This is a genomic window from Xanthomonas protegens, from assembly GCF_038442435.1.
Lineage (GTDB): Bacteria > Pseudomonadota > Gammaproteobacteria > Xanthomonadales > Xanthomonadaceae > Xanthomonas_A > Xanthomonas_A sontii.
On sequence record NZ_JAQJCQ010000008.1, the window covers coordinates 65,301 to 90,614 of the forward strand.

Here is a 25,314-nt window from a genome sequence, read left to right on the forward strand (position 1 = left end):
CCGAGAACCCGCTTCAGCGAATCCCCACTCCCGACTCCCCAATCCCCGCCCCACTCACACCCACCCAGCCAGCGCAAACCCGCGGAAAATCAGATACGCCACGCCGGCAGCGGCCGGGATCGTCAGGATCCAGGCCCAGACGATGCGTTCGATGACGCCGAAGCGCAGCGAGCGCGGGTTCTTGGCGAAGCCCACGCCCATGATCGCGGTGGAGATGCTGTGGGTGGTGGACACCGGCATGCCGAAGTGCGCGGCCAGGGTCAGGATCGTGGCCGAGCTGGTCTCCGCGGCGAAGCCGTGGATCGGATGCAGCTTGACCATCTTGTGGCCCAGGGTCTTGATGATCTTCCAGCCGCCGGAAGCGGTGCCGGCGGCCATCACCACCGCGCAGGTCAGCACGATCCAGGTGGCGATGCCCTGCCCCTGGCTGGCGTCGGGATGCAGGAACGCCAGCCACGACGGCAGGTCGTCCAGGGCGCCGGTGCTCTGCGCGCCGATCAGGGTCATGGCGATGATGCCCATGGTCTTCTGCGCGTCGTTGTGGCCGTGCGCATAGCCCATGTACGCGGCCGAGGCGATCTGCGCCTTGCCGAAGAAGGCATTGACCCAGCGCGGCCGCGCCAGCCGCCCGAGCGGGCCGCCCAGCTTGGCCAGGCCGGCGATCGCCGCCCACAGCAGCAGCATCACCGCGATGCCTAGCAGGAAGCCGGCGATCGGCGAGGTGACCATCGGCACGAACACCTTCCACAGCAGGCCCTTGTTCTTGGCCCAGTCGCCGAGGTTCTGCGACCAGATCAGCGCGCCCCAGTTGTTGTGCGCGGCGGCCAGGCCGGCGCCGCACAGGCCGCCGATCAACGCGTGCGAGGACGAGGACGGCAGGCCCTTCCACCAGGTGATCAGGTTCCAGACGATGCCGCCGAGCAGCGCGCACAGCACCACCTGCGGGGTCACCGCGACCACGTCGGTGTTGAGCAGGCCGGAGGCGATGGTCATCGCCACCGCGGTGCCGGTCAGCGCGCCGACCAGGTTCATCGCCGCGGCCAGCATCACCGCCCAGCCGGGGCTGAGCACCTTGGTGGCGACCACCGTGGCGATCGAGTTGGCGGTGTCGTGGAAGCCGTTGATGAACTCGAACACCAGCGCCGCCAGGATCACGATCAGGACCAGGGTCAGCATGGGCGCGCCTCCACGCACGCGGCGGCGGCGGCCGGCGCGCGCAGGGCGCCACGGCCGCGCAGGCAGCAACTCCGCAGCGCGTCCATCAGGAGTTCTTCAGCACGATCTGGTAGACCACCACGCCGGCCTCGCGGCAGCGGTCGATGGCCTTCTCCAGGATTTCGAAGAACTCCTTGAGCAAGAACATCTGCAGGTTGTCCAGGCGCCCGGAGTAGATGTCGCGGTACAGCTCCAGCATCAGCCGGTCGGCCTCGTTCTCCAGCGAGCGCAGCTTGTCGTTGAGCGCGCTCATCCGGTCCAGGTTCATGTGGCGCAGGTCGTGGACCATCTCCACCACCACCGCCGCGGCCTGCTCCAACATCGCCGAGCGCGGCGCGAAATCGATGTGCTCCAGGTGCTGGATCGCCAGCGAATAGCGATCGGCGAACTTCTCCACCTGCTTGGGGATCTTGTACAGGGCCGAGCCCAGCGCCTCGATGTCCTCGCGCTCGATCGGGGTCATGAAGCTGTCCACCAGCGCCTGGCCGATCTTGTCGGAGGCCGCGCGCTCGCGCAGGCGCGCCAGCTTGAAGCCGTCCAGCGCCGGCTGCCGGTCGGACTCGCGCATCATCGCGTGCAGGGCCTTGGTGCTGTCGTAGGCGGCCTGCGCCGCCTCGTCGAGCAGGGTGTAGAACTGCTTGCCGGAACCGAAGATGGTCTGCAACGAAAACATGCAACGCGCTTCCCGCCGTCGCGGGAAGGACGGCACTGGGGCGGAATTATGACTGTTTGCTGACACCTGCGGGTAGTCGCGGCCCCGGGCCGGCCCCGGCGACGTCGGCGCGGCGTGGACGCGGCCCCCGCCCGGGTTTGTTACCATCGCCGCCGCGCCCTTCGCGGGCGCACCCTATGGACGACCACCCCACACCCCCTCCCCCGCGCCGCAACGGCGCCCATGTCCCCGCTTTCCTTGGCGCCAAGGAGCGCGCGCATGCTTGAACTGTTGATCGTTGCAGCCCTCATCCTGCTCAACGGTTTCTTCGCGATGTCCGAGATGTCGCTGATGACCTCGCGCAAGAGCCGGCTGAAGCAGATGGCCCAGTCCAGCACGCGCGCGGCCAAGGCCCTGGCGCTGGCCGAGAACCCCGAGCACTTCCTGTCCACCGTGCAGATCGGCATCACCGCCATCGGCATCCTGACCGGTACCTTCGGCGGCGAGGCCATGGGCGTGGCGATCGCGGCCAAGCTGCAGGCGCTGTTCCCGGCGCTGGCGGCCAACTTCACCCTGTTCGGCGACCCGCAGCCGTGGTCGGCGCTGATCGGCAAGACCCTGGCGATCGTGCTGATCACCTTCCTGACGCTGATCTTCGGCGAACTGGTACCCAAGCGCCTGGCCCTGACCCGTTCGGAGGTCATCGCCGGCGTCGTCGCCATCCCCATGGGCTGGCTGGCCAAGGCCGCCGCGCCGTTCGTCTGGGTGCTGTCGCGCTCGACCCGGCTGGTGCTGCGCCTGCTCGGCCTGGGCAAGGAGGAATCGGCCTCGGTGACCGAAGAGGAAATCCGCATGCTGGTGGCCGAGAGCCACGAGGCCGGCGTGATCGACGCGCACGAGCGCGACATGATGAACCGGGTCATGCGCCTGGGCGACCGCACCGCCGACAGCCTGATGACCCCGCGCAACCGTATCGCCTGGCTCGACGCCAACGCCGAGCCGCAGCGCAACCTGCAGGTGATGCGCGAACACGAGTTCTCGCGCTATCCGGTGTACCGCGGCAGCGACCAGGACATCGCCGGCGTGCTGGAGGTGAAATCGCTGGTCACGCGCATGGACGGCGACGCCACCCAGTTGTTCCAGAGTCTGCGCGACACCTTGTTCGTGTCCGAGTCCACCCACGCGATGAAGCTGCTGGAGATCTTCCGCGAAGAGCAGCAATCGATGGCGCTGGTGGTGGACGAGTACGGCGAGATCCAGGGCCTGGTGACGATCAGCGACCTGATGGGCGCGGTGGTCGGGCGCCTGCAGTCGGCCGACAACGCCGACGAGGACGCGCTGGTGGTGACCCGCGCCGACGGCTCGCTGCTGATCGACGGTTCGCTGGCGATCGAGGACCTGCGCGAGCTGCTGGGCGGCGCCGAGCTGCCCAGCGCCGAGGAAGGCGACTACAACACCCTGGCCGGCCTGTGCATCTACTACTTCGGCCGCATCCCGCACGCGGGCGAGTTCTTCGACTGGGCCGGCTGGCGCATCGAGATCGTGGACCTGGACGGCGCGCGCGTGGACAAGTTGCTGCTGCGCAAGCTGCAGGACGAGAACAGCGATGACATCACCGGGTGACGCACCCGGCGGCGCGCCACACGAGCGCGACCACGGCTACAGCGCCGAGGGCATCCGCACCCTGCTCGACACCTTCGTCCTCGGCGACCCGGACGAACACCTGCGGCTGCGGCTGATCCTCGCCGACCTGCAGCAGAGCGCGTTCGGCGTGTTCCTGTTCGTGGCGATCCTGCCGGCGTTCCTGCCGGTGCCGGGCCTGGCCGGCGGCATCAGCGGGCCGCTGGTGACGCTGATCGGCGTACAGATGCTGATCGGCCTGCGCAAGCCGTGGCTGCCGCGCTTCATCGGCGAGCGCGGGCCGCGCCGCCGCACCATGCAGCGCTTCGTCGGCCGCATCGCGCCGTGGCTGCGACGCCTGGACCGGCTGCTCAAGCCGCGCCTGCCGATGCTGGTCGACACCCTGCCGGCGCGCGCCTTCAGTGGGCTGCTGCTGATCGTGCTGGGGATCCTGCTGTCGCTGCCGATCCCGTTCACCAACTACGCCTTCGGCGCGATGCTGTTGCTGTTCGCGCTGGCATTGCTGGAACGGGACGGCGGGCTGATGCTGCTGTCGTGGCTGGGCAGCATCGCCGTGGCGCTGAGCCTGGGATTGGCCTCGGACCAGGTGGTCGACCTGGGCCGGGAGTGGATGCAGAAGCTGCGCTGACCGCACGCGGCAGTGGAGCGCCCGCTGCCCGCTTACTTCACCAGGTACAGTTCCGTCTCGCTGGCGAACACGTTGCGCATGTGCGACGTGCGCACGGACGCACCCTTGGCGGGGCGTTCCGCCGTCTGGACGCGCAGGCGCTCCAGGCATTTGCTCATCTGTTGCAAGGCCGCCTCCAGTCTACATTCGTGCACCGGCGCCATCGGATGCTGTGCGTTCATTGCCGATCCCCCTGTTCGCGTCAGTTGTACGGCCGTGTCCTGAGGCCGAACGCCACGCTGATGCGCGACGCGAAACGATGACATACCCGGGAAAATCAAGACATCGTGAAAGCGGCGCGCGATGTGATGCCTATCAACACAAATGTGGCGATGAGCGCCCGCGCGCGTCTGCGCATGTAGACACGCGCGCAGATGCGCGCATCAGGCGGCCGCGGCGACCTGCGTCCAGGCGTCCGACGCCAGTTGGAACGAGCGCAGGCGCGCCGCGTGATCGTGGATGTTGGCGGTCAGCAGCAACTCGTCCGGGCGGTGCCGCGCGACGAAGTCGGACAGCCCCTGTGCGACCGCGTCGACATCGCCCAGCACCGTGCAGGCCAGGGCGCGTTCCACGCCCAGCTTCTCGTGCGGCGCCCAGAAGGCCTCGATGTCGTCGATCGGCGGCGGAATCAGCCCCGGGCGGCCGCGGCGCAGGTTGACGAAGCTCTGCTGCTGGGTGGTGAACAGACGCCGCGCCTCGGCCGTGGACGCGGCGGCCACCACGTTCAGGGCCAGCACCGCGTATGGCGCCTGCAGGCGCGCCGACGCGCGGAACTCGCGGCGATACACCGCCAGCGCCTCGTCCATCGCGTCCGGGGCGAAATGCGAGGCGAAGGCGAACGGCAGGCCCATCGCCGCGGCCAGGCGCGCGCTGAACAGGCTGGAGCCGAGCAGCCACACCGGCACCTCGATGCCGGCACCCGGCACGGCGCGCACCAGTTGTCCGTCGACTGCCGGCTCGAAATAGCGCAGCAGTTCGGCGACGTCATGCGGGAACTGGTCGGCACTGTCGAAATAACGGCGCAACGCGCGTGCCGTGGCCTGGTCGGTGCCGGGTGCGCGGCCCAGGCCCAGGTCGATGCGTCCGGGAAACAGCGAGGCCAGCGTGCCGAACTGCTCGGCCACCTGCAGCGGCGCATGGTTGGGCAGCATGATGCCGCCGGCGCCGACGCGGATGCGCCTGGTGCCGCCGGCCACGTGCCCGATCAACACCGCGGTGGCGGCGCTGGCGATGCCGGGCATGTTGTGGTGCTCGGCCAACCAATAGCGGTGATAGCCCCAGCGCTCGGCGTGCTGGGCCAGATCCAGCATGTTGGCGAAAGCGGCGGTGGTGTCGCTGCCTTCGCAGACCGGGGCGAGGTCGAGGATGGAGATCGGCATCATGGTGCGACGGGTTCCTGCAGGCGATGCCGACGAGATGGGGGCGCGCGGCGTCGCTTGCAGGGGGCGCGACCGGAACGCTGATTTGCGCTGGCTGTGGCTGTGGCTGTGGGCAGGATGCTTGGCTGGCGGTCGTACCTCACCCCAACCCCTCTCCCGGCGGGAGAGGGGCTTTGGCTCTTCCCTTCTCCCCTCGGGAGAAGGTGCCCCGCAGGGGCGGATGAGGGTACGAGCGAAGCCTCGCATCGTCAGATCCACGCGGGCGCTACGCGCTCCGTACCCTCACCCCAACCCCTCTCCCGGTGGGAGAGGGGCTTTGGCTTCTCCCTTCTCCCCTCGGGAGAAGGTGCCCTGCAGGGGCGGATGAGGGTACGGGCGAAGCCTCGCATCGTCAGATCCACGCGAGCGCTACGCGCTCCGTACCCTCGCCCCAACCCATCTCCCGGTGGGAGAGGGGCTTTGGCTCTTCCTTCTCCCCTCGGGAGAAGGTGCCCCGCAGGGGCGGATGAGGGTACTGGCGAAGCCTCGCGTTGCCAGATCGGCGCGAGCGCTACGCGCTCCGTACCCTCGCCCCAACCCCTCTCCCGGTGGGAGAGGGGCTTTGGCTTCTCCCTTCTCCCGCCGGGAGAAGGTGCGCCGCAGGGGCGGATGAGGGTACGGGCGCAGCCTCGCAGCATCAGATCAATGCAAGCGCCGCTACCACGTGGATTGCACAGCGCGCTGGCTAGGCTGACACAACCTCCCTCGCCCGGTCGCCCCAATGTCGCTGATTCCTCCGCCCGCCCCTGTCCCCGCCCTGCCCTTACGCGACCGTGTGGTACTGGTCACCGGCGGCGCACAGGGCATCGGCCGCGGTGTGGTGCAGGCGGTGCTGGGCGCTGGCGGCAACGTCGTGTTCGGCGATCTCGATGCCGATGCCGGGCGTGCCTGCGTCGCCGAGCTGGACGTCGGAGAACGCCTGCTGTTCCGTCGCGTCGACGTGGCCGCCGAAGCCAGCGTGCGCCGCTTCGTCGATGCCGCGCTGGCGCGGTTCGGCCGCATCGATGGTCTTGTCAACAACGCCGGCATCGCCGATCCGCATACCGGCCCACTGGAGCAACTGTCGCTGCGCGAATGGAACCGGCGGCTCGGGGCGAGCCTGAGCGGTGCGTTCCTGTGCAGCAAACATGCCCTGCCGGCGTTGCGCGACAGCCGCGGCGGTGGCGCCATCGTCAACATCGCCTCCACCCGCGCGCAGCAGTCCGAACCGGACACCGAGGCCTACGCCGCGTCCAAGGGCGGACTGGTGGCCTTCACCCATGCGCTGGCGATCAGCGCCGGGCCGGCGGTGCGGGTCAACTGCATCAGCCCCGGCTGGATCGCCACCGACGCCTGGCGCAAGCCGAACGCGCGACGTGCGCCCAGACTGTCGCGCCAGGACCATGCGCAGCACCCGGCCGGACGGGTCGGCGAGCCGCCGGACATCGGCGCGCTGGCGGTCTATCTGCTGTCGGCGCAGGCCGGCTTCATCACCGGCCAGGAGTTCGTGGTCGACGGCGGGATGACGCGCAAGATGCAGTACGCCTGACGGCGTGGGGATTGGGGAGTCGGGATTCGGGATTGGCAAAGGCGGGTTGCTGCCAGCTAATGCACCTGGCCCGTCAGGCGAAGCAGCAGCGGCTTCAACGAATCCCCAATCCCGACTCCCCAATCCCGCGGCGATCAGCCGCCCACCAGCGGCTCCAATTGCGGATCCAGCGCCACGCGCTCATCGAAGACGAAGCAGCGGCCGTCGTAGCCTTCGCCACCCACTTCCTCGAAGTAGCCGAGGATGCCGCCGTCCAGTTGCAGCACGTTGTCCATGCCGTCGGCGCGCATCCACAGCGCCGCCTTTTCGCAGCGGATGCCGCCGGTGCAGAAGCTGACCACGGTGGCGTCGGCCAGCGCCGCGCGATGCGGGGCCAGCGCTTCCGGCAGCTCGGTGAACTTGACGATCGGCAGGGTCAGCGCGCCCGCGAAAGTGCCGTAGACCACTTCCTGCGCGTTGCGCGTGTCCAGCAGCACCACGCGCCGGCCGGCGTCGTCGTGGCCCTGGCGCAGCCAGCGCTGCAGGGTGGCCGGCGCCACCGCCGGCGCGCGCGCCGCCTCCAGCGGCGAGGCGGCGTCGCGGCGGAAGCTGATGATCTCCGGCTTGACCTTGACCTTCAGCCGCGCAAACGGCTGCTGCGCGCTGGGGCTGGTCTTGACGCGCAGATCGGCGAAGCGCGGGTCGGCGCGCAGCTGCGCGTAGAAGCCGTCGATCGCCTCTGGCGCGCCCGCGAGGAACAGGTTGATGCCCTCGCCCGCCACCAGCACCGTGCCGCGCAGGTCGACGTCCTGCGCCCAGGCATGCAATTGCGCGGCGAGCGCGTCGGGGTCGGCGATGGCGACGAAGTGGTAGGCGGCGGTGTTGGCGATCATCGGCGCATTTTAGGGCCTGCGCCACCCGACCGCTGCAGCAACACGGTCCGCGCCTCCCGCGCACGGCGCTTCGGCGAAGCGCGTCGAGGCATGCCCTCAATCGCCAGCGTCGCCGCTAGCCGCGCAGCAACAGGAACGGCAGCAGCACCAGCGAGGCGACCAGCAGCATGCCCAGCAGCGTCGCCAGCACGAACAGCGGGCGCTGCCGCAGCAGGTTGGCGAAGGTCTCCGCGCTGCCGTCGCGCAGCGCCGCGGCACGCTCGGCGCGGGCGCGTTCGCCACGCTGGGCCTGGTACTCGGCCAGCAGCGCCTTGGCCCGCGCCTGCTCGGCGTCCTCGCGCAACCAGATGCCACCGGCGGAGATGCCGAAGGTGCCGGCGCGGGTTTCGTAGTAACCGATGCCGGCGGCGTCGAGCAGCGCGCAGACCTCGGCGCGTTCGTCGTCTGGCACGTGACGCAGGTTGAGCAGCAGTTTGGCCATGCGCCGCATGATAGCCGCTGCGGCGATGCGCTACCCTTGCACGCCCTGCCCGCCGTGGACGTCCCGCATGCGCCGAATCCTGCTGCTGTTGAGCCTGTCGTTGCCGGCGTGGGTGCTGACTGGGTGCACCCCGCCGGGTCCGCCGCCCGGCGGCAGCATCGCCGCGTTCCAGGCCACCGACGAGCGCGTCGGCGACGGCGCCGAGGCCCGCCCCGGCAGCCGGGTCACCGTGCACTACACCGGCTGGCTGTACGACGAGCACGCCAAGGACAAGCGCGGCGAGAAGTTCGATGCCTCCGCCGACCACGGCCAGCCTTTCAGCTTCGTGCTCGGCGCCGGCCAGGTGATCCGCGGCTGGGACGAGGGCGTGGCCGGCATGCGCGTGGGCGGCAAGCGCCTGCTGATGCTGCCGTCGGACTACGGCTACGGCGACAGCGGCGCCGGCGGGGTGATCCCGCCGGGCGCCTCGCTGGTGTTCGAGGTCGAACTGCTCGATGTCCAGCCGCGTTGAGCCGACAGCGCCGATGCCCGCCGCCAAACACGCCGCACCGGTGCGCGGCCGTCTCGCCATCGTCGGCGGCGGCCCGGCCGGGCTGATCGCCGCCGAGACCGCACGCGCCGCCGGTGCCGAGGTCGATGTGTACGAGGCCAAGGGGTCGGTGGGACGCAAGTTCCTGATCGCCGGCAAGGGCGGCCTCAACCTGACCCACTCCGATCCGTTCGAGCGCTTCGTCGCCCGCTATCGCGAGCGCGCGACGGCGGTCGGCGAGTGGCTGGCCGACTTCGATGCCGACGCGCTGCGCGCCTGGGCGCAGGCGCAGGGCGTGGAGACCTATGTGGGCAGCTCCGGCCGGGTGTTCCCGCTGGATCGCAAGGCCGCACCGCTGCTGCGCGGCTGGGTGCGGCGGCTGAAGGACGCCGGCGTGCGCTTCTACGTGCAGCAGCGCTGGCTGGGCTGGGACACGGACGGCGCGCTGCGCTTCGCCGGTGCCGACGGCGAGCAGCGCGTGCAGGCCGATGCCTGCGTGCTGGCGCTCGGTGGGGGCAGCTGGCCGCAACTCGGCTCCGACGGCGCCTGGCAAGACACGCTGCGTGCGCGCGGCGTGGAGGTGGCGTCGCTGCAGCCGGCCAACTGCGGCTTCGACGTGGACTGGAGCGCGCATTTCCGCGAACGCCATGCGGGTGCCCCGCTGAAGCCGGTGGTCGCGAACTGGCACGATGCGCAGGGCCAGGCACAGTCGCTGCAGGGCGAGTGCGTGGTCGGCGAGCACGGCATCGAGGGCAGCCTGATCTATGCGCTGGCCGCGGATCTGCGCGATTCCATCGCCGCACACGGCCCGGCCACGCTGTGGCTGGACCTGGCACCGGGCCGCGACCTGCCGCGGCTGCAGGCCGAACTGGGCAAGCCGCGCGGCGGCCGCAGCTTCGGCGAGCACCTGCGCCGCCAGGCCGGCATCGACGGGGTCAAGGCGGCGCTGCTGTTCGAGATCCTCGGCAAGCAGGCCGGCCAGGACCCGGCGCTGGCCGCGGCCACGCTCAAGCGCCTGCCGCTGACCCTGTTGCGCCCGCGCCCGCTGGCCGAGGCGATCAGCAGCGCCGGCGGCGTGCGCCTGGAAGCGCTGGATGCGCAGCTGATGCTACGGGCGCTGCCCGGCACCTTCTGCGCCGGCGAAATGCTCGACTGGGAAGCGCCGACCGGTGGCTACCTGCTCACCGCGTGCTTCGCCAGCGGCGTGCGTGCGGGGCGCGGCGCGGTGGCCTGGCTGCAGCGTCAAGCCGCGCACTGACCTTCGGCGCACGCGGCACGCGGCGCTCAGAGCACCGCGATCTGTACCCGCGCCTGCGGATCGCGCTTGGCCACGTACATGGCCTCGTCGGCGCGCTGGGTCAGCAGCACCGGATCGAAACCGGGCCCGGCCTGCACGGCGATGCCGATGCTCGGCTGCAAGGGCAGATGCCGGCCGCTGACCACGCAGCCTTCCGCGCACGCCTCCATGATCCGCGCCGCGGCAGCCAGCACTTCGCGCCTGGCGTCGGCCAGCCCTTCCAGCAGCACCACGAACTCGTCGCCGCCCAGCCGGGCGATGCTGTCCTGCCCGCGCAGGCATCCCTGAAGCAGCCGCGCGAAGTGCACCAGCAGCGCATCGCCGACGTGGTGGCCGAAACGGTCGTTGACGCTCTTGAAGTCGTTCAGATCCAGGAACATCACCGCCACCTGGCCCTGGCCGCGGCGCTCGTTCATGCGCCGCCGCAGGGTCTGGTTCCAGGCCATGCGGTTCGGCAGCCCGGTCAGTTCGTCGCGCAGCGCGCGTTCTTCCAGCAGCCGCGCCAACCGGGTCTGCCCGGTGATGTCGCTGATCATCAGATGCAGGCCGATCCGCTGCGGCGCCAGCGCCACGTCCGGAATCAGGCTGAAGTGCATGATCCGCAATGCATCGGTGGCATCGCACAGCTCGGCGTCGAACTGCGCCGGCACGCCCTGCAGCGCCGCCGCCAGGTGGGGTTGCAGCAGGGCCAGTTGCTGCGGATCCAGCACCTCGTGCAGGCGGCGGCCGACGATGCGCTCCGGCGCCAGCGCGAACCACTCCGCATAAGGCCGATTGACGAACTGGTAGCGCAGGTCGCGGTCGAGATAGGCGATCAGCGCCGGCGCGTTGTCGGCGATGGTGCGCAGCTGCGCCTCGTTGTCGCGCAGGCGATGCTCGGCCAGGTGCTGCTCGGTGATGTCCTGGATGTGGGTGACGAAATGCAACGGGCGCCGCTGTTCGTCGCGGACCAGCGACACCGACAGACGCGCACGCACGGTATGGCCGTCGCGATGGCGGTAGCGCTTTTCGCTGCGGTAGTCGCTGCGGCGGCCGGCGATCAACGCGGCCACCTGTTCCATGTCCTCGGCCAGGTCCTCGGGATGGGTCAAATCCTGGAAACGCAGTTCCAGCAACTCCGCGCGGCTGTAGCCGAGCATCGTGCACAAGGCGTCGTTGACGTCCAGCCAGTGCCCTTCCAGCGACACCAGCGCCATGCCGTGCGCGGCCGCCGAGAAGGCGCCGGAGAAACGCTGCCCGGCCAGCAGCGCTGCATGCGACGCCGCGCGTTCGACGCTGACGTCGCGCATCACGCACACCGCGCCCAGGCTGCGTCCATTGCGGCCTTCCAGCCGTTCCGCATTGCACAGCACGCTACGCGGCGGTTGTCCCTTGGCGGCGATCACCATTTCCGCATCGCGCACCGATTCGCCGCGCCAGGCACGGACCAGCGGCACCTCGTCACTGGTCAGCAGCCGCTGGCCGCTGGCGTCGAACAGGTCGAAGTACTCCGCCCACTGTTCGGGCGGCAAGGCACGCGGATCGGCGCCGTGCCACTGGCGTGCCACCTGGTTGAACTCGCCCAGCGTGCCGTCGGCCTGGCACGACACCACGCCGTCGGGCATGGTTTCCAGCAGCATGCTCAGAGTCTTGGCCTGGTCGTGGGCGATGCGCGCGTCGCGGCGCGCCTCCAGATGCGCGGTGACCTGCCTGGCCAGCCGCTGCAGGCCCTCGCGCTGGCGCGCGTCCAGTTGCCGCGGACGGATGTCGACCACGCACAGCGTGCCGTAGCTATGGCCCTGGTCGCCGAGCAACGGCATGCCGGCGTAGAAACGCAGATGCGGCGCACCGCACACCAGCGGGTTGCCAGCGAAGCGCGGGTCCAACGTGGTGTCCGGCACCTCCAGCAACTGCGGCGACAACAAGGCGTGTGCGCAAAAGGCCAGTTCGCGGGGGTAATCGGTGGTGCCGGCAGGCAGGCCGCAACTGGCCTTGAGCCATTGCCGGCGCTCGTCGATCAGCGAAATCAGCGCGATCGGCGCCTCGCACAACTGGCTCGTCAGCCAGATCAGGTCGTCGAACGCCGGTTCCGGTGCGGTGTCCAGCATCCCCAGCTCGGCCAGCGCGCGCAGGCGCTCGGCTTCGTCGACGGGCAGCGGCACGGGAACGACGTCGGGGACCGAGGGCTGATTCATGCGCGGCACGCTGGGAAGGAACCGGCACGATAACGGGCGGCGGCAGCGATGGCGAGCCTGCGCGACCGATGCGGCAATGCAAAAAAGCGAACGCCCCGCCCTGCTGCCGTCACAACGCACCGGTTGTGGGATGCCTACCTCACGGCGCCGCCGGCGCGGCGCGCTTCTCCATGAACACGCAATCGAGGACGATCCCGCTGGGATGCGGGTAGCTTCCCTCGCGCAGCACGGCATAACCCTGCGCACGGTAGAACGCCACCGCATTCAGCGCCGCGGCGAGATGGATGCGCGGACACGGCGCCAGGCGCTGCTCCAGCGCCTGCAGCAGGCGCCGGCCGAGGCCGCTGCCACGCAGCGCCGGGTCCACGAACAGTCCGTCGATTTCTGCGCCGGCCAGGTCGACCACACCGAACCCGAGCACGCGGCCATCGGCATCCTCGGCGACGATCGCAGCGCCCGCGGCAACCAGCTCGCAGTAGGACGCCGGGGCTGGCGCCGCCGACCAGCGCGCGATCACCTCCGGCGCATAGTGGCTGCTGCACACCTCGCGTACGCAACGGGTGCGCAACGCCCACAGCGTCGGGATGTCCTCGGGCACCCCGCGCCGCAACCGTATCGGCGGCGGCACCGCGCTCATTGCGACTTGCTGTCGCGCAGGCGGCGGATGCGGTCCGGCGGCTGGAACGAATCGCTGCGCGCGTCGCCCCAGTAATCGTGAAAGACCGCATGGTCGGGCACGGTGCGCAGCAGTTCGCCCGGCTCCAGGTAGCGGTACAGCGAGGCCAGCGAGCGGATCTCCACCTGCGAGATGCGGCGCAGAATGTGCTCCGGCCCCAGTTGCGACGGATGCGTCAGCCCCGCGGCGCTGAGCAGTTCGCGCAACGCCTTGAGCGTATTGGCGTGGTAGTGCGCGACCCGGGTGGCCTTGTCGGTGGGATCCAGATGCTGCCAGCGGCGCCGGTCCTGGGTGGCGATGCCGGTCGGGCAGCGGTCGCTGTGGCAGCTCAGCGACTGGATGCAGCCCAGCGCGAACATGAAGCCGCGCCCGGCGTTGCACCAGTCCGCGCCCAACGCCAGGGTGCGCGCGATGTCGAAGGCACTGGTGATCTTGCCGGCGGCGCCGATCTTGATGCGCTCGCGGATGTCCAACCCGACCAGGGTGTTGTGCACCAGCAGCAGGGCCTCGTGCATCGGCACGCCGACGTGGTCGATGAATTCGGCCGGCGCCGCGCCGGTACCACCCTCGGCGCCGTCGACGACGATGAAATCCGGGTACAGGCCGCTTTCCTGCATCGCCTTGGCGATGGCGAACCACTCCCAGGGGTGACCGATCGCCAGCTTGAAGCCAGTGGGTTTGCCGCCGGACAGCTCGCGCAGCCGGGCCACGAACTGCAGCAGTTCCAGCGGCGTGGTGAACGCCGAATGCCGCGATGGCGAGACGCAGTCCTGGCCCATGGCGACGCCGCGGGTGGCGGCGATCTCGGCACTGACCTTGGCCGCTGGCAGCACGCCGCCGTGGCCCGGCTTGGCGCCTTGCGAGAGCTTGACCTCGATCATCTTGACCTGCTCCAGCGTCGCGTTGGCGACGAAGCGCTGCGGGTCGAAGCGCCCCTGCTCGTCGCGACAGCCGAAGTACCCCGAACCGATCTCCCACACCAGGTCGCCGCCGCACTCGCGGTGGTAGGGCGAGATCGAGCCCTCGCCGGTGTCGTGGTAGAAGCCGCCCTGGCGCGCGCCGGCGTTGAGCGCGCGGATGGCGTTGGCCGACAGCGCACCGAAGCTCATCGCCGAGATGTTGAACACGCTGGCCGCGTACGGCTGCGCGCAGTCGGCGCCGATGGTGACGCGGAAGTCGTGGTCGGCGATCTCGCTGGTGGCCAGCGAATGGTTGATCCATTCGTAGTCCGGCGCGTAGGTGCTGCGCTGGGTGCCGAACGGCACCACATCCATCACGTTCTTGGCGCGCTGGTAGACCAGGGCGCGCTGCTGCCGCGAGAACGGCGCCTCCTCGATGTCGCTCTGCAGGAAGTACTGGCGCATCTCCGGGCCGACCGATTCCAGGCCGTAGCGGAAATGCGCCAGGATCGGATAGTTGCGGCGCAGGGTGCTGCGGGTCTGCAGCAGGTCCACGGTGCCCAGCACCGCCAGCACGGCGAAGGCCGCCACGCCCCAGCCCCACAGCGGCCAGATCGCGCACAGGGCGATGGACAGCGCCAGCAGCACGCAGCTGGCGATATAGGCTAGGTAGCGGTGCATCGCGGTCCTCGCAGGCGTCGGAAGCCGGCGAGTGTAGAGGGTGTCGCGGTCATGGCGTTGCAAGCGCCGTCGGGGCCGCTTGGCGCAGGTACAGCCAGCGCATGCCAACCCGCCGGCAACGCCGGACGGCGCGCGCCCCCGGGAACTGCGCTACAGCCGGTCGTCCACCGCCGCGCGCGGCCACACCGACTTGACGTCGTAGACCACCAGGTCGGGCGTGCCGAGGGCACGGATCTGCGCCGCATCCAGGTCGCGATAGGCCGCGTGCGCCACCGCCAGCACCACCGCGTCGTAGCGGCCGGGCACCGGCTCCGGCAGCAGGTCCACGCCATGCGCCCGCGCCGCCTGCGGGTCGGCCCATGGATCGCAGGCGTCGACGCGGGCGCCGGCCGCGGCCAGCGCCTGCACCAGCTCCAGCGCGCGGCTGTTGCGCAGGTCCGGGCAGTTTTCCTTGAAGGTGACGCCGAGCACCAGCACGGACGCATCGGCCATCGCCACGCCCTTGCCGGCCAGCAGCGCCTGCACCCGCGTGGCGACGTGCGCACCGACCCGGTTGTTGACCTGGCGCGCGGTATGGATCAGGTCCGGGTGGTAGCCCACGCTCTCGGACTTGTGCAGCAGGTAGTACGGGTCCACGCCGATGCAGTGGCCACCGACCAGGCCCGGCCGGAACGGCAGGAAGTTCCACTTGGTGCCGGCCGCGTCCAGCACGTCCTGGGTGTCGATGCCGAGCCGGTCGAAGATGAGGGCGAGTTCGTTGACCAGGGCGATGTTGACGTCGCGCTGGATGTTCTCCACCACCTTGGCCGCCTCGGCCACGCGGATCGACGGCGCGCGCCAGGTGCCGGCGGCGATGATGCCGGCATACAGCGCGTCCACCGCATCGGCGGCGGCCGGGTTGGAGCCGGAGGTGATCTTGCGGATATCGGCCAGACGCCGCTGGCGGTCGCCGGGATTGACCCGCTCCGGGCTGTAGCCGCAATGGAAGTCGACGTCGCAGCGCAATCCCGAGCCCTGCTCCAGCAGTGGCACGCACACCTCTTCGGTGGTGCCCGGATAGACGGTGGACTCGTAGATCACCAGGTCGCCGCGCTTGAGCACGCCGGCCAGCAGCTCGCTGGCCTGCCGCAGCGGCTTCAAATCGGGCTGCTCGTGCGCATCGATCGGGGTCGGCACGGTCACGATGTAGACGTTGCGGTCGCGCAGCGCCGCCGCGTCGTCGCTGTAGCGCAGGTGTACGCCGGCGCGCAGTTCCTCGGCCTCCAGTTCCAGGGTCTGGTCGTGCCCGTCGCGCAGTTGCGCCACGCGCTGCGCATCGATGTCGTAGCCGAGCGTATCGTGGCGGGCGCCGAACGCCACCGCCAGCGGCAGGCCCACATAACCGAGGCCGATCACGGCGATGCGCGGCGGCGCGGAATCGAGCACGGGAGCAACGGGCATGCCAGTCCTTTGCGGGCACCGGCGGCGGCGGCCGTCGGCGCGTGAGGGGGAAACGGGATGCCCGCGGACGCGGGCGCCATCCATGGTAAGCCGCTCGAGCGGCGCGGACCAAGTCGATCCGCGGAACGCCGGGGTTGCGCCTGCGTGCCGCGCCTTCACATGCCGCGGGCCGCCTTCACAACGCCGTGTGTGAAAGTCGCCGCCCGAGATCACGCTTTGTCGCCGCGCAAGCGCGCGTCTTGTCATGCACACCACATGAGCACCACCTCACCTTTACGCGGCACGGCCTAGGGTGATGGAGCGGTTGCTGCCAGGGGGGCACCATCCGCCTCCCTCTTCCCTCTTACTCAAGGAGAACTCGCGTGAGTCACGCTCCGAGCCTGCTCGTGGATGTCGAAGCCGAATTGGCGCATTGGAAAGCGCTGCACGCGGCGGGCAAATTGGGGTCGCAGTCGTTCAGCGAGCATGCGCGCCTGATCAAGATGGCCTGCGACGTGTTCCTGCAGTTGCCGCGCGAATCCAACGACGTGCGGCTGCAGCGCCTGCGTCAGCGCTACGACGCCGAGCACCCCTGGCCGCGCATCGCCTGGAGCGATGCCGAAACCCTGGTCGTCGCCTGCTGGGCACGTCTCGATGGATCCGAGCAGCGCGACCGCAGTCCCGATCCGGCGCATACCCCCGCCTGATCCACGAGGTCCGCCATGTCACCGCCCGCCAACCGCGACAACGCCCACGATTCCCAGCAACGCAGCCACACACCGGACAAGATCCACAACGACGACGCACTGTGGAAAGATCGCGACCAACCCGATAGCGACCCCAAGCGCGACCACGCCGATCCCGAACACGACTATCCGCGACCGGACGGCAGCGAGTAAGGACGCCACGACTCCCGCTGCGGCACACCACGGTCGCCGCAGCGGCACCCCTCCCCAACCGCACCGAACGCCGACGATCAGCGCAGGCTCGACCCGCGCACGATGCAGCGGCCACTGAGCACCACCTTGCGGGTCGGCTGCGTCGGCGCGTTCATCCGCTCCAGCAGCAGCGACATCGCGGTGCGGCCCATCTCCTCCACCGGCTGTTCGATCACGGTGATGCCGGGTTCGACCAGATCGGTCCAGCTCTCGTTGTCGAAGCCGGCCAGCGCCAGGTCCTGCGGAACGCGCAGGCCGGCCGCACGCGCGGCCTTCAGCGCGCCCATCAGCAGCAGGCTGTTGCTGGCCACCAGCGCGTCCGGTCGCGGCGTCTGCGCCAGCCAGGCCTGGACCTCGGCGATCGCCGCCTCCGCACTCGGCGCCACCTCGCGGTAGTCCGGCGTCAGCCCGTGCCCGCGCATCGCCTCCAGATAGCCGTCGCGGCGCTCGGCGGCAGTGCTGCTGGTCTTGCCGAACAGGCCGCCGATGCGGCGCACGCCTTGGCCGACCAGGTGATCGACCAGCGCCGCCATCGCCGCGGCGTTGTCCAGCACCACGCTGTCGTGCGTACCGCTCTTGCCGGCACGGTCCAGCAGCACCACCGGATGGTCGAAGGTCAACTTGCCCAGTTGGCTCTGGGTGGTGCGGGTGGGGGCGAAGATCAGCCCGCTGACCCGCTCTTCCTGCATCAGCTGCAGATACAGCGCCTCGCGCTGCGGATCCTCGTCGGTATTGCACAGGATCACGCGCATGCCGGCGCGGTAGGCCACGTCCTCGACTGCGCGAATGGCCGCGGTGAAGAACGGGTTGCGGATGTCGGCGACGATCAGGCCGACCACCCCGGAGTGCTGCGAGCGTAGCCGCCGCGCCATCAGGTTGGGACGGTAGCCGGTCTCGCGCACCGCCGCTTCCACCCGTGCCCGCACCTCCTCGCTGACCGGGCCGTGGCCCAGTGCCCGCGACACGGTCGAGGTGGATACGCCGGCGACGCGCGCCACGTCGTGGATGCTGACGCTCACTGGCAACGTTCCCGCTTCTTTTCCATGTCGACCCCCTGTCGTGTGGCGCTACCGGATAGTAGCACCAGGCTTTTCCGAAAGAATTGTGCACTGCACATTGACGATTGACTGGGAACGTTCCCACACTGCGCCACTCGCCGCCCACCCTCAAGGATTCCGCGTGTCCCAGACGCCCGCCTCTCTCCTGGTTTCCAGCGACCTGGTCCGGGTCGATGTCCAGGCCCGCGACAAGGCCGACGCAATCGCCCAGGCGGCGCAGTTGCTGGTCGCCGCCGGCTGCGTGCCGCCGGCCTACGAGGCCAGCATGCTGCGCCGCGAAGCGCTGGCCAACACCTTCCTGGGGCATGGCGTGGCGATCCCGCACTGCACCGGCGAGGACCGCCACCTGGTGCGCCGCGACGGCATCGCGGTGCTGCAGCTGCGCGACGGCGTGGAGTGGAACCCGGGCCAGACCACGCACCTGGTGGTCGCCATCGCCGCCCAGTCCGACACCCACATCACCGTGCTGCGGCGCCTGACCCGGCTGATCCAGGATCCGCCCAAGCTGGAGGCGCTGTTCGCCAGCGACGACCCGCAGGCGATCGTCGCCGCCCTGAGCGAGGACGCGGCCGCCGCCGCGCCCACCACCCCGGCCAGCGACCTGGCCGAGCGCTTCGACTGGACCGTGCGCTACCCCACCGGACTGCACGCGCGCCCGGCCACGCGCTGGGTGGAAACCGCACGCGGCTTCGCCGCGCGCATCCAGGTGCGCGCCGGCGACCAGGTCGGCGACGCCAAGAACCTTGTGTCGCTGCTGCAACTGGGCCTGCACGCCGGCGACACCGTGACCATTTCGGCCGAAGGCCAGGACGCCGCCGCGGCGCTGGCACGGCTGCGCAGCGTGATCGACGGCCTGACCGCACAGGAGCAGGCCGACGCCGACGCTGCCGCGCAACGTCGCGCCGCGCCGGTCGCCGGCTGGACCCCGCCGCAGGCGCAGCCGGCCATCGTCGGCATCGGCGCCAGCCCTGGCCTGGCCATCGGCGTGGTGCACAAGCTTGCCGGCCACGACGTCGCGGTGGCGGACACACCCGTGCCACTGAGCGACGGCGGCGCCCTGCTGCACGACGCCCTCCAGCGCACCCGCACGCAACTGCAGGCCATCGAAGAGGACACCCGGCGCCGGCTCGGCGCGGGCGATGCGGCGATCTTCCGTGCCCAGGCCGAACTGCTCAACGACACCGACCTGATCACCCTGGCCTGCCAGTTGATGGTCGAGGGCCACGGCGTCGCCTGGTCCTGGCAGCAGTCGGTGGAGCGCCTGGCCAACAAGCTTTCGGCGCTGGGCAACGCGGTGCTGGCCGGGCGCGCCAGCGACCTGCGCGACGTCGGCCGCCGGGTGCTGGCGCAACTGGATCCGGGCCTGGCCGGCGGCAGCCTGGAGCAGTTGCCGGCCGCGCCGTGCATCCTGCTCGCCCACGACCTGTCGCCGTCGGACACCGCCAACCTCGACACCAGCCGCGTGCTCGGCCTGGCCACCGCGGTGGGCGGGCCGACCTCGCACACCGCGATCCTCTCGCGCACCCTCGGCCTGCCGGCGCTGGTCGCCGGCGGCGCCGACCTGCTGGACCTGGAGGACGGCGCCACCGTCATCGTCGACGGCAGCAGCGGCCGCCTGTACCTGGCGCCGTCGGAGGCCGACCTGGCCTCGGCCCGCGCCTACATCGAGGAACAGCAGCAACTGCGTGCGCGCGAAGCCGAACAGCGCAACCAGCCGGCGCAGACCGAGGACGGCCATCGCCTGGAGATCGGCGCCAACGTCAACCTGCCCGAGCAGGTCGCCGCCGCACTGGCGCAGGGTGCCGAGAGCGTGGGCCTGATGCGCACCGAATTCCTGTTCCTGGAGCGCGGCAGCACGCCCAGCGAGGACGAGCAGTACGCCACCTACACCGCGATGGCGCAGGCGCTGGACGGCCGCGCGCTGATCGTGCGCGCGCTGGACATCGGCGGCGACAAGCAGGTCGCGCACCTGAACCTGCCGCGCGAGGACAACCCGTTCCTGGGCGTGCGCGGCGCGCGCCTGCTGCTGCGCCGCGCCGACCTGCTGCAACCGCAACTGCGTGCGCTGTACCGCGCGGCCAAGGACGGCGCGCGCCTGGCGATCATGTTCCCGATGATCACCTCGGCGGCGGAACTGCTGACGCTGCGCGCCGAGTGCGAGCGCCTGCGCGCGGAACTGCAGGCGCCGGAGGTGCCGCTGGGCATCATGATCGAAGTGCCGGCCGCGGCGATCCAGGCCGATGCGCTGGCGAAACACGCGGATTTCTTCTCGATCGGCACCAACGACCTGACCCAGTACACCCTGGCCATCGACCGGCAGAACCCGGACCTGGCCGCCGAGGCCGACAGCCTGCACCCGGCGGTGCTGCGCCTGATCCGCACCACCGTCGAGGGCGCGGCGCGCCACAGGCGCTGGGTCGGCGTGTGCGGCGGCCTGGCCGGCGATGCGTTCGGCGCGGCCCTGCTGGCCGGACTGGGCGTGCACGAGCTGTCGATGACCCCCAACGACATCCCCGCGGTGAAGGCGCGCCTGCGCGGTAGCCGCCTGGACGCGTTGCAGGCGCTGGCGCAGCGCGCGCTGGACTGCGAAAGCGCGGCCGAGGTGCGGGCGCTCGACGGCGGAGCCGGCGCATGAGCGTCGATGCCGTCACCGTCACCCTGAACCCGGCGATCGACCTGACCGTGGCGATCGACCGGCTGCAACCGGGCCAGGTGCATCGCGCGCGCAGCGCCCACGCCATCGCCGGCGGCAAGGGCATCAACGTCGCCGCCTGCCTGGCCGATGCCGGCCTGCGCTGCGCCGCGCTCGGCGTGCTCGGCGCCGGCAATGCGCCGGTGTTCGAGGCGCTGTTCGCCGAACGCGGCATCGACGACCGCTGCCTGCGCGTGCCCGGCGACACCCGCAGCAATCTCAAGCTGGTCGCCGCCGACAGCGGCGCCACCACCGACATCAACCTGCCCGGCCTGGCGCTGGACCAGGCCCACCTCGACACCGTCGGCGCGCGCCTGGCCGAGCTGTTGCGTCCCGGCCTGCCGGTGGTGCTCAGCGGCAGCCTGCCGGCGGGCCTGGCCGAGGACACCTGGCGGCAGCTGCAGGCGCAGGCCGCCGCCGCCGGCGCGCGGGTGCTGCTGGACACCAGCGGTGCGCCGCTGCACGCCGCCCTGGATGCGCCGCGCGCGCAACTGCCGTTCGCGATCAAGCCCAACCGCCACGAGCTGGAGGAATGGGCCGGCGCGCCGCTGGCGAGCACGGCCGAGCTGCTCGGCGCCGCGCGCGCGCTGCGGGCGCGCGGCATCGGCCTGGTCGTGGTGTCGCTGGGGAGCGAAGGCGCGCTGTTCGTGCGCGGCGAGCAGGCGCTGCTGGCGCAGCCGCCGCAGCTGACTGGCGGCAGCAGCGTCGGCGCCGGCGACGCGATGGTCGCCGGCCTGGTCGCGGCCTTGCGCGCCGACGCCGACCTGGCCACCTGCGCGCGCCAGGCCACCGCCTTCGCCGTGGCCACCCTGGGCAGCGGCGTCGCCCGCCGCCTGCCGCGCGAGCACCTGGCCGAGCTGGCCGCCGCGGTCCGCGTGGAGACCCTGGCATGACTTCCGCCGCGTCGCTGCCATGCGCCGCGCCCTCTTGCGCTCATCGGGAGCCCGCATGAATCCGATCCTCGTGGTGATCGCCGCCGGCGATCGCAGTACCGAAGCCGTCCTCGCCGCCGAAGCGCTGCGCCATGCCGCCACGCTGCGGGGCGCGACGCTGCAGGCCGAGGTGCGCACGCCACAGGGCGTGATCGCGCCGCTGGACCTGGCCGCCGCTTCCGCCGCCGCGCCGCTGCTGCTGGTCGGCGACGGCGACGCCGATGCCGCTCGCTTCGCCGGGCGCGGCGTGCAGCGCAGCAGCCTGGACGCGGTGCTGGCCGATGCCGGCGCGGTGCTGGCGCCGCTGCTGACCGCGGCCACCGACACCGCCGGCCCGGCCGCTGCCGGCGGCACCGAGGGCGCCGGCAAGCGCATTGTCGCCATCACTTCCTGCCCCACCGGCATCGCCCACACCTTCATGGCCGCCGAGGGCCTGCAGCAGGCGGCCAAGGCGCTGGGCCACCAGATCCGGGTGGAGACCCAGGGCTCGGTGGGCGCGCAGGACGCGCTCAGCGCCGAGGAGATCGCCGCCGCCGACCTGGTGCTGATCGCCGCCGACCGCGAGGTCGACCTGGGCCGCTTCGGCGGCAAGCGCCTGTTCAAGAGCGGCACCAAGCCGGCGATCAACGACGGCCCGGCGCTGATCCGCAAGGCCCTGGCCGAGGCCAGCGTGCACGCGGCCGGCAGCGGCGGCAACGCCCCGGCCAAGGCCCAGGGCGGCCGCTCCGCCGGCCCGTACAAGCACCTGATGACCGGCGTGTCGTTCATGCTGCCCTTCGTCACCGCCGGCGGCCTGCTGATCGCGCTGGCGTTCGCGCTCGGCGGCATCTACGCCTTCGACGACGCGCACAAGGGCACGCTGGCCTGGTCGCTGTTCCAGATCGGCGCCAAGGCCGGCTTCACCCTGATGGTGCCCGCCCTGGCCGGCTACATCGCCTACTCCATCGCCGACCGCCCCGGCATCGCCCCGGGCATGATCGGCGGCATGGTCGCGGCCAACCTCGGCGCCGGCTTCATCGGCGGCATCCTCGCCGGCTTCATCGCCGGCTACGGCGTGGCCGCGCTGAACCGGGCGATCAAGCTGCCGCGCACCCTGGAAGGCCTGAAGCCGGTGCTGATCCTGCCGGTGCTGGGCACCCTGCTGGTCGGCCTGGCCATGCTCTACGTGGTCGGTCAGCCGGTGGCCGAACTGCTGGCCTGGCTCACCGAATGGCTGCGCGGCATGCAGGGCAGCAGCGCGGTGCTGCTGGGCCTGCTGCTGGGCGCGATGATGGCCTTCGACATGGGCGGGCCGGTCAACAAGGCCGCCTACGCCTTCTCCACCGGCCTGATCGCGAGTCAGGTGTACACGCCGATGGCCGCGGCGATGGTCGCCGGCATGACCCCGCCGCTGGGCATCGCCCTGGCCACCTGGGTGTTCCGCAGCCGCTTCACCCAGGACGAGCGCGGCAGCAGCGCCGCCACCGGCGTGCTCGGCCTGGCCTTCGTCACCGAGGGCGCGATCCCGTACGCCGCGCGCGACCCGCTGCGCACCATCCCCGCGCTGATGCTCGGCTCGGCGCTGGCCGGCGCCATCTCGATGGCCGCCGGCGCCGAGCTGAAGGTGCCGCACGGCGGCGTGTTCGTGCTGCCGATCCCCAACGCGGTCAGCCACCTGGGCATGTACCTGGTGGCACTGCTCGCCGGCACCGTGGTCACCGCGGTGGCGCTGCGGGTGCTGAAGAAGCCGGTCGTCGCCTAGCCCTGTCCATGCGCCGGCGCGTCGCCATGCGATGCCCCTCCCCCCGTCGCCGCTGGCGGCGCGCCGGCCTTTCCCTGCTGAGGAGTTCCGCCATGTCCCGTCCCCTCGTCTCGTCCCTGCCGCTGGCCACCCTGGCGCTGGCGCTCGCCGCACCACTGGCCCACGCCCAGGACGCCAGCGACGCATTCAAGCTCAAGCTCGCCTACACCGGCGAAGGCGCCATGTCGCTGGACGGCGGCAAGCACGAGGGCAGCGCCTACGCCGGGCAGCTGATGTTCGGCACCGATGTGGACCTGCAACGGCTGATGGGCTGGAACGGTGCCACGCTGAAGGTCTACGGCATCAATCGCCACGGCACCAACCTGGCCAACGGCAACATCGGCAACAGCACCTCGGTGCAGGAAATCTACGGCGGCCAGGGCACCCGCCTGGCCAATTTCACCATCGACCAGAAGCTGTTCAACGACCGCCTGGAACTGGAGGCCGGCCGCAGCGTGGCCAACATCCACTTCCTGGGGTCGGAACTGTGCGGCTACTTCCAGGGCAACTCGGCCTGCGGCAACCCGACCTTCGTGTTCCGCACCAGCAACTTCACCTACTGGCCGGTGTCCAGCTGGGCCGCGCATGCCAAGGCCTGGGTGACCCCGAACGTCTACGTCCACGTCGGCGCCTACGAGGTCAACCCGATCCAGGCCGAGCGCGGCCAGCACGGCCTCAACTGGAGCACCAACGACCGCACCGGGGTAATCGTGCCGTACGCGATCGGCTACAGCACCCAGGCCAGCGGCGCGCGCCTGCCGGCGATGTACGAGCTCGGCGGCTGGCAGGACAACTCCGACTACCGCGATCCGCTCAACGACCGCAACGGCAACCCGGCGCGGCTGAGCGGGCTGGACTATGCCACCCGCAACGGCCGCTCCGGCGCGTTCTTCCGCTTCGAGCAGCAGGTCACCCGCCCCGACCCGGACAGCAACCGCGGCCTGGTCCTGTTCGGCTCGGCGCTCAAGGGCACCTCCGGGCAGTTGATCGAAGACCATTTCCTGGAGCTGGGCCTGGTCCAGCGCGGCACCTTCGCCAGCCGCCCGCAGGACAACATCGCCTTCGTCGTCACCCAGCAGCACTACAGCGACGACGCCCTGGAAGACCTGCGCCTGGCCCGCGCCGCGGCCGGCGGCAGCGGCACCCCGCACCGCTCCCAGACCATGATGGAGCTGAGTTACGGCATCCAGGTCACCCCGCAACTGCGCATCGCCCAGAACCTGCACTACATCGTGCATCCGGACCAGTTCAACGAACCGGCGCGCACCCGCGATCTGCCCAATGCCCTGGTGGCCGGGTTGCGGCTGGATTGGGCGCTCTGAGGGGCCGGGATTCGGGAGTCGGGATTGGGGATTCGCAAAGGCGGCCGATCGCAGCCTGAAGGGTTGCGTGCAGGCGTGGCGCTGACGGCATGGTGCAGACCGATCCCGCCTGTGCATGATGCCGACATGATCCTCGCTCGATAGCCGCACGTTGAACGCACGAGGCCCCGGCATGCCGGGGCCTCGTGCGTTTTCTTCCCTTCGATTCCGATCGCAAGTGGCGCTGCGCCGATCCGTCGGCGCCTGCGGGAGCGAAACGTGGCCGGCGAATCGAGATCCGTTCGATTCCGTGCGAGCCGTCTCCCTGGCGCGGGAGCGGTGACGTTGCCGACCCGTTCATGATGCCGCGGCCCCGCAGGCGTGAGGATCGGCGGATGCCGCGGCCGGCTATAGGATTTTTCCTACCCGGCGGGTCAGGACCGGCGAGCGCGCAGCGATGTCAT

General features: G+C 70.8%; 22 protein-coding genes. 11 read left to right on the forward strand and 11 right to left on the reverse strand.

The features are described from left to right. Positions 1–54 precede the first annotated feature (54 nt). Both PIQ37_RS10955 and PIQ37_RS10960 read right to left on the reverse strand, forming a co-directional pair. Entirely contained in the window at positions 55–1,176 is a 1,122-nt protein-coding gene (locus PIQ37_RS10955) for an inorganic phosphate transporter (protein WP_048488977.1), read from the reverse strand. Between the two features lie 85 nt (positions 1,177–1,261). Then, the gene (locus PIQ37_RS10960; protein WP_017911076.1) at positions 1,262–1,888 is read right to left on the reverse strand and encodes a DUF47 domain-containing protein; all 627 of its coding nucleotides are present in this window, start codon (positions 1,886–1,888) and stop codon (positions 1,262–1,264) included. A gap of 258 nt (positions 1,889–2,146) precedes the next feature. Here PIQ37_RS10960 and PIQ37_RS10965 point away from each other — a divergent pair, with 258 nt between their 5' ends. Beyond that, positions 2,147–3,490, forward strand: a complete 1,344-nt coding sequence (locus PIQ37_RS10965) for a hemolysin family protein (RefSeq protein ID WP_267084274.1) — start codon at positions 2,147–2,149, stop codon at positions 3,488–3,490. Continuing rightward, positions 3,474–4,136 carry an exopolysaccharide biosynthesis protein gene (locus PIQ37_RS10970; RefSeq protein WP_342073490.1) on the forward strand — a complete coding sequence of 221 codons (663 nt, stop codon included), beginning with the start codon at positions 3,474–3,476 and terminating at the stop codon, positions 4,134–4,136. Before PIQ37_RS10965 ends, PIQ37_RS10970 begins: the two co-directional genes overlap by 17 nt. Positions 4,137–4,168: 32 nt before the next feature. On the opposite strand, the gene PIQ37_RS10975 is transcribed toward PIQ37_RS10970, so the two are convergent. Both PIQ37_RS10975 and PIQ37_RS10980 read right to left on the reverse strand, forming a co-directional pair. Further along, positions 4,169–4,357, reverse strand: a complete 189-nt coding sequence (locus PIQ37_RS10975; protein ID WP_342073491.1) for a hypothetical protein — start codon at positions 4,355–4,357, stop codon at positions 4,169–4,171. A 201-nt stretch (positions 4,358–4,558) separates the two neighbouring features. Next, on the reverse strand, positions 4,559–5,557 hold the full coding sequence (locus PIQ37_RS10980; RefSeq protein ID WP_342073492.1) for an LLM class flavin-dependent oxidoreductase: 999 nt from the start codon (positions 5,555–5,557) through the stop codon (positions 4,559–4,561). Positions 5,558–6,314: 757 nt separating this feature from the next. Here PIQ37_RS10980 and PIQ37_RS10985 point away from each other — a divergent pair. After that, positions 6,315–7,121 (forward strand): SDR family oxidoreductase, encoded by an 807-nt coding sequence (locus tag PIQ37_RS10985; RefSeq protein ID WP_342073493.1) that lies wholly within the window; start codon positions 6,315–6,317, stop codon positions 7,119–7,121. A 134-nt stretch (positions 7,122–7,255) separates the two neighbouring features. On the opposite strand, the gene PIQ37_RS10990 is transcribed toward PIQ37_RS10985, so the two are convergent. Further along, on the reverse strand, positions 7,256–7,993 hold the full coding sequence (locus PIQ37_RS10990; RefSeq protein WP_342073494.1) for a sulfurtransferase: 738 nt from the start codon (positions 7,991–7,993) through the stop codon (positions 7,256–7,258). Between the two features lie 115 nt (positions 7,994–8,108). After that, positions 8,109–8,474, reverse strand: a complete 366-nt coding sequence (locus tag PIQ37_RS10995; RefSeq protein WP_342073495.1) for a DUF6164 family protein — start codon at positions 8,472–8,474, stop codon at positions 8,109–8,111. A gap of 67 nt (positions 8,475–8,541) precedes the next feature. On the opposite strand from PIQ37_RS10995, the gene PIQ37_RS11000 reads away from it, so the two are divergent. Together PIQ37_RS11000 and PIQ37_RS11005 are read left to right on the forward strand one after the other, a co-directional pair. After that, positions 8,542–8,985, forward strand: a complete 444-nt coding sequence (locus tag PIQ37_RS11000; RefSeq protein WP_342073496.1) for an FKBP-type peptidyl-prolyl cis-trans isomerase — start codon at positions 8,542–8,544, stop codon at positions 8,983–8,985. A gap of 13 nt (positions 8,986–8,998) precedes the next feature. After that, a complete protein-coding gene (locus PIQ37_RS11005) occupies positions 8,999–10,261 on the forward strand; it encodes a TIGR03862 family flavoprotein (protein WP_342073497.1) in 1,263 nt (420 codons plus the stop codon). A 26-nt stretch (positions 10,262–10,287) separates the two neighbouring features. Here PIQ37_RS11005 and PIQ37_RS11010 read toward each other — a convergent pair whose 3' ends face one another. The 4 genes from PIQ37_RS11010 to PIQ37_RS11025 all read right to left on the reverse strand — a co-directional run bounded on the left by PIQ37_RS11010 (position 10,288) and on the right by PIQ37_RS11025 (position 16,170). Continuing rightward, positions 10,288–12,474 carry a diguanylate cyclase domain-containing protein gene (locus PIQ37_RS11010; protein ID WP_342073498.1) on the reverse strand — a complete coding sequence of 729 codons (2,187 nt, stop codon included), beginning with the start codon at positions 12,472–12,474 and terminating at the stop codon, positions 10,288–10,290. 139 nt (positions 12,475–12,613) lie between these two features. Beyond that, the gene (locus PIQ37_RS11015) at positions 12,614–13,111 is read right to left on the reverse strand and encodes a GNAT family N-acetyltransferase (RefSeq protein ID WP_407136971.1); all 498 of its coding nucleotides are present in this window, start codon (positions 13,109–13,111) and stop codon (positions 12,614–12,616) included. Further along, positions 13,108–14,730: an FMN-binding glutamate synthase family protein gene (locus tag PIQ37_RS11020; protein WP_342073499.1), complete on the reverse strand. Its 1,623-nt coding sequence runs from the start codon at positions 14,728–14,730 to the stop codon at positions 13,108–13,110. The genes PIQ37_RS11015 and PIQ37_RS11020 overlap by 4 nt, the downstream gene beginning before the upstream one ends. Before the next feature lie 150 nt (positions 14,731–14,880). Then, positions 14,881–16,170 carry a nucleotide sugar dehydrogenase gene (locus tag PIQ37_RS11025; protein WP_342073500.1) on the reverse strand — a complete coding sequence of 430 codons (1,290 nt, stop codon included), beginning with the start codon at positions 16,168–16,170 and terminating at the stop codon, positions 14,881–14,883. Between the two features lie 362 nt (positions 16,171–16,532). Between PIQ37_RS11025 and PIQ37_RS11030 the strand changes: the two genes are divergently transcribed. Beyond that, entirely contained in the window at positions 16,533–16,856 is a 324-nt protein-coding gene (locus tag PIQ37_RS11030; protein WP_048488963.1) for a hypothetical protein, read from the forward strand. Between the two features lie 15 nt (positions 16,857–16,871). Further along, complete coding sequence (locus tag PIQ37_RS11035; RefSeq protein ID WP_267094703.1) at positions 16,872–17,048, forward strand: hypothetical protein; 177 nt, start codon at positions 16,872–16,874, stop codon at positions 17,046–17,048. A 77-nt stretch (positions 17,049–17,125) separates the two neighbouring features. Here PIQ37_RS11035 and PIQ37_RS11040 read toward each other — a convergent pair whose 3' ends face one another. Next, a complete protein-coding gene (locus PIQ37_RS11040; protein ID WP_267094702.1) occupies positions 17,126–18,106 on the reverse strand; it encodes a LacI family DNA-binding transcriptional regulator in 981 nt (326 codons plus the stop codon). 160 nt (positions 18,107–18,266) lie between these two features. Between PIQ37_RS11040 and ptsP the strand changes: the two genes are divergently transcribed. The 4 genes from ptsP to PIQ37_RS11060 all read left to right on the forward strand — a co-directional run bounded on the left by ptsP (position 18,267) and on the right by PIQ37_RS11060 (position 24,871). After that, on the forward strand, positions 18,267–20,780 hold the full coding sequence (ptsP, locus tag PIQ37_RS11045; protein ID WP_342073501.1) for a phosphoenolpyruvate--protein phosphotransferase: 2,514 nt from the start codon (positions 18,267–18,269) through the stop codon (positions 20,778–20,780). Then, positions 20,777–21,730, forward strand: coding sequence for a 1-phosphofructokinase (gene pfkB / locus PIQ37_RS11050; RefSeq protein WP_342073502.1), 954 nt, complete (start codon positions 20,777–20,779; stop codon positions 21,728–21,730). The genes ptsP and pfkB overlap by 4 nt, the downstream gene beginning before the upstream one ends. A gap of 55 nt (positions 21,731–21,785) precedes the next feature. Further along, on the forward strand, positions 21,786–23,510 hold the full coding sequence (locus PIQ37_RS11055) for a PTS fructose transporter subunit IIC (protein WP_342073503.1): 1,725 nt from the start codon (positions 21,786–21,788) through the stop codon (positions 23,508–23,510). Positions 23,511–23,602: 92 nt separating this feature from the next. Beyond that, on the forward strand, positions 23,603–24,871 hold the full coding sequence (locus PIQ37_RS11060; protein WP_342073504.1) for a carbohydrate porin: 1,269 nt from the start codon (positions 23,603–23,605) through the stop codon (positions 24,869–24,871). Positions 24,872–25,314 lie beyond the last annotated feature (443 nt).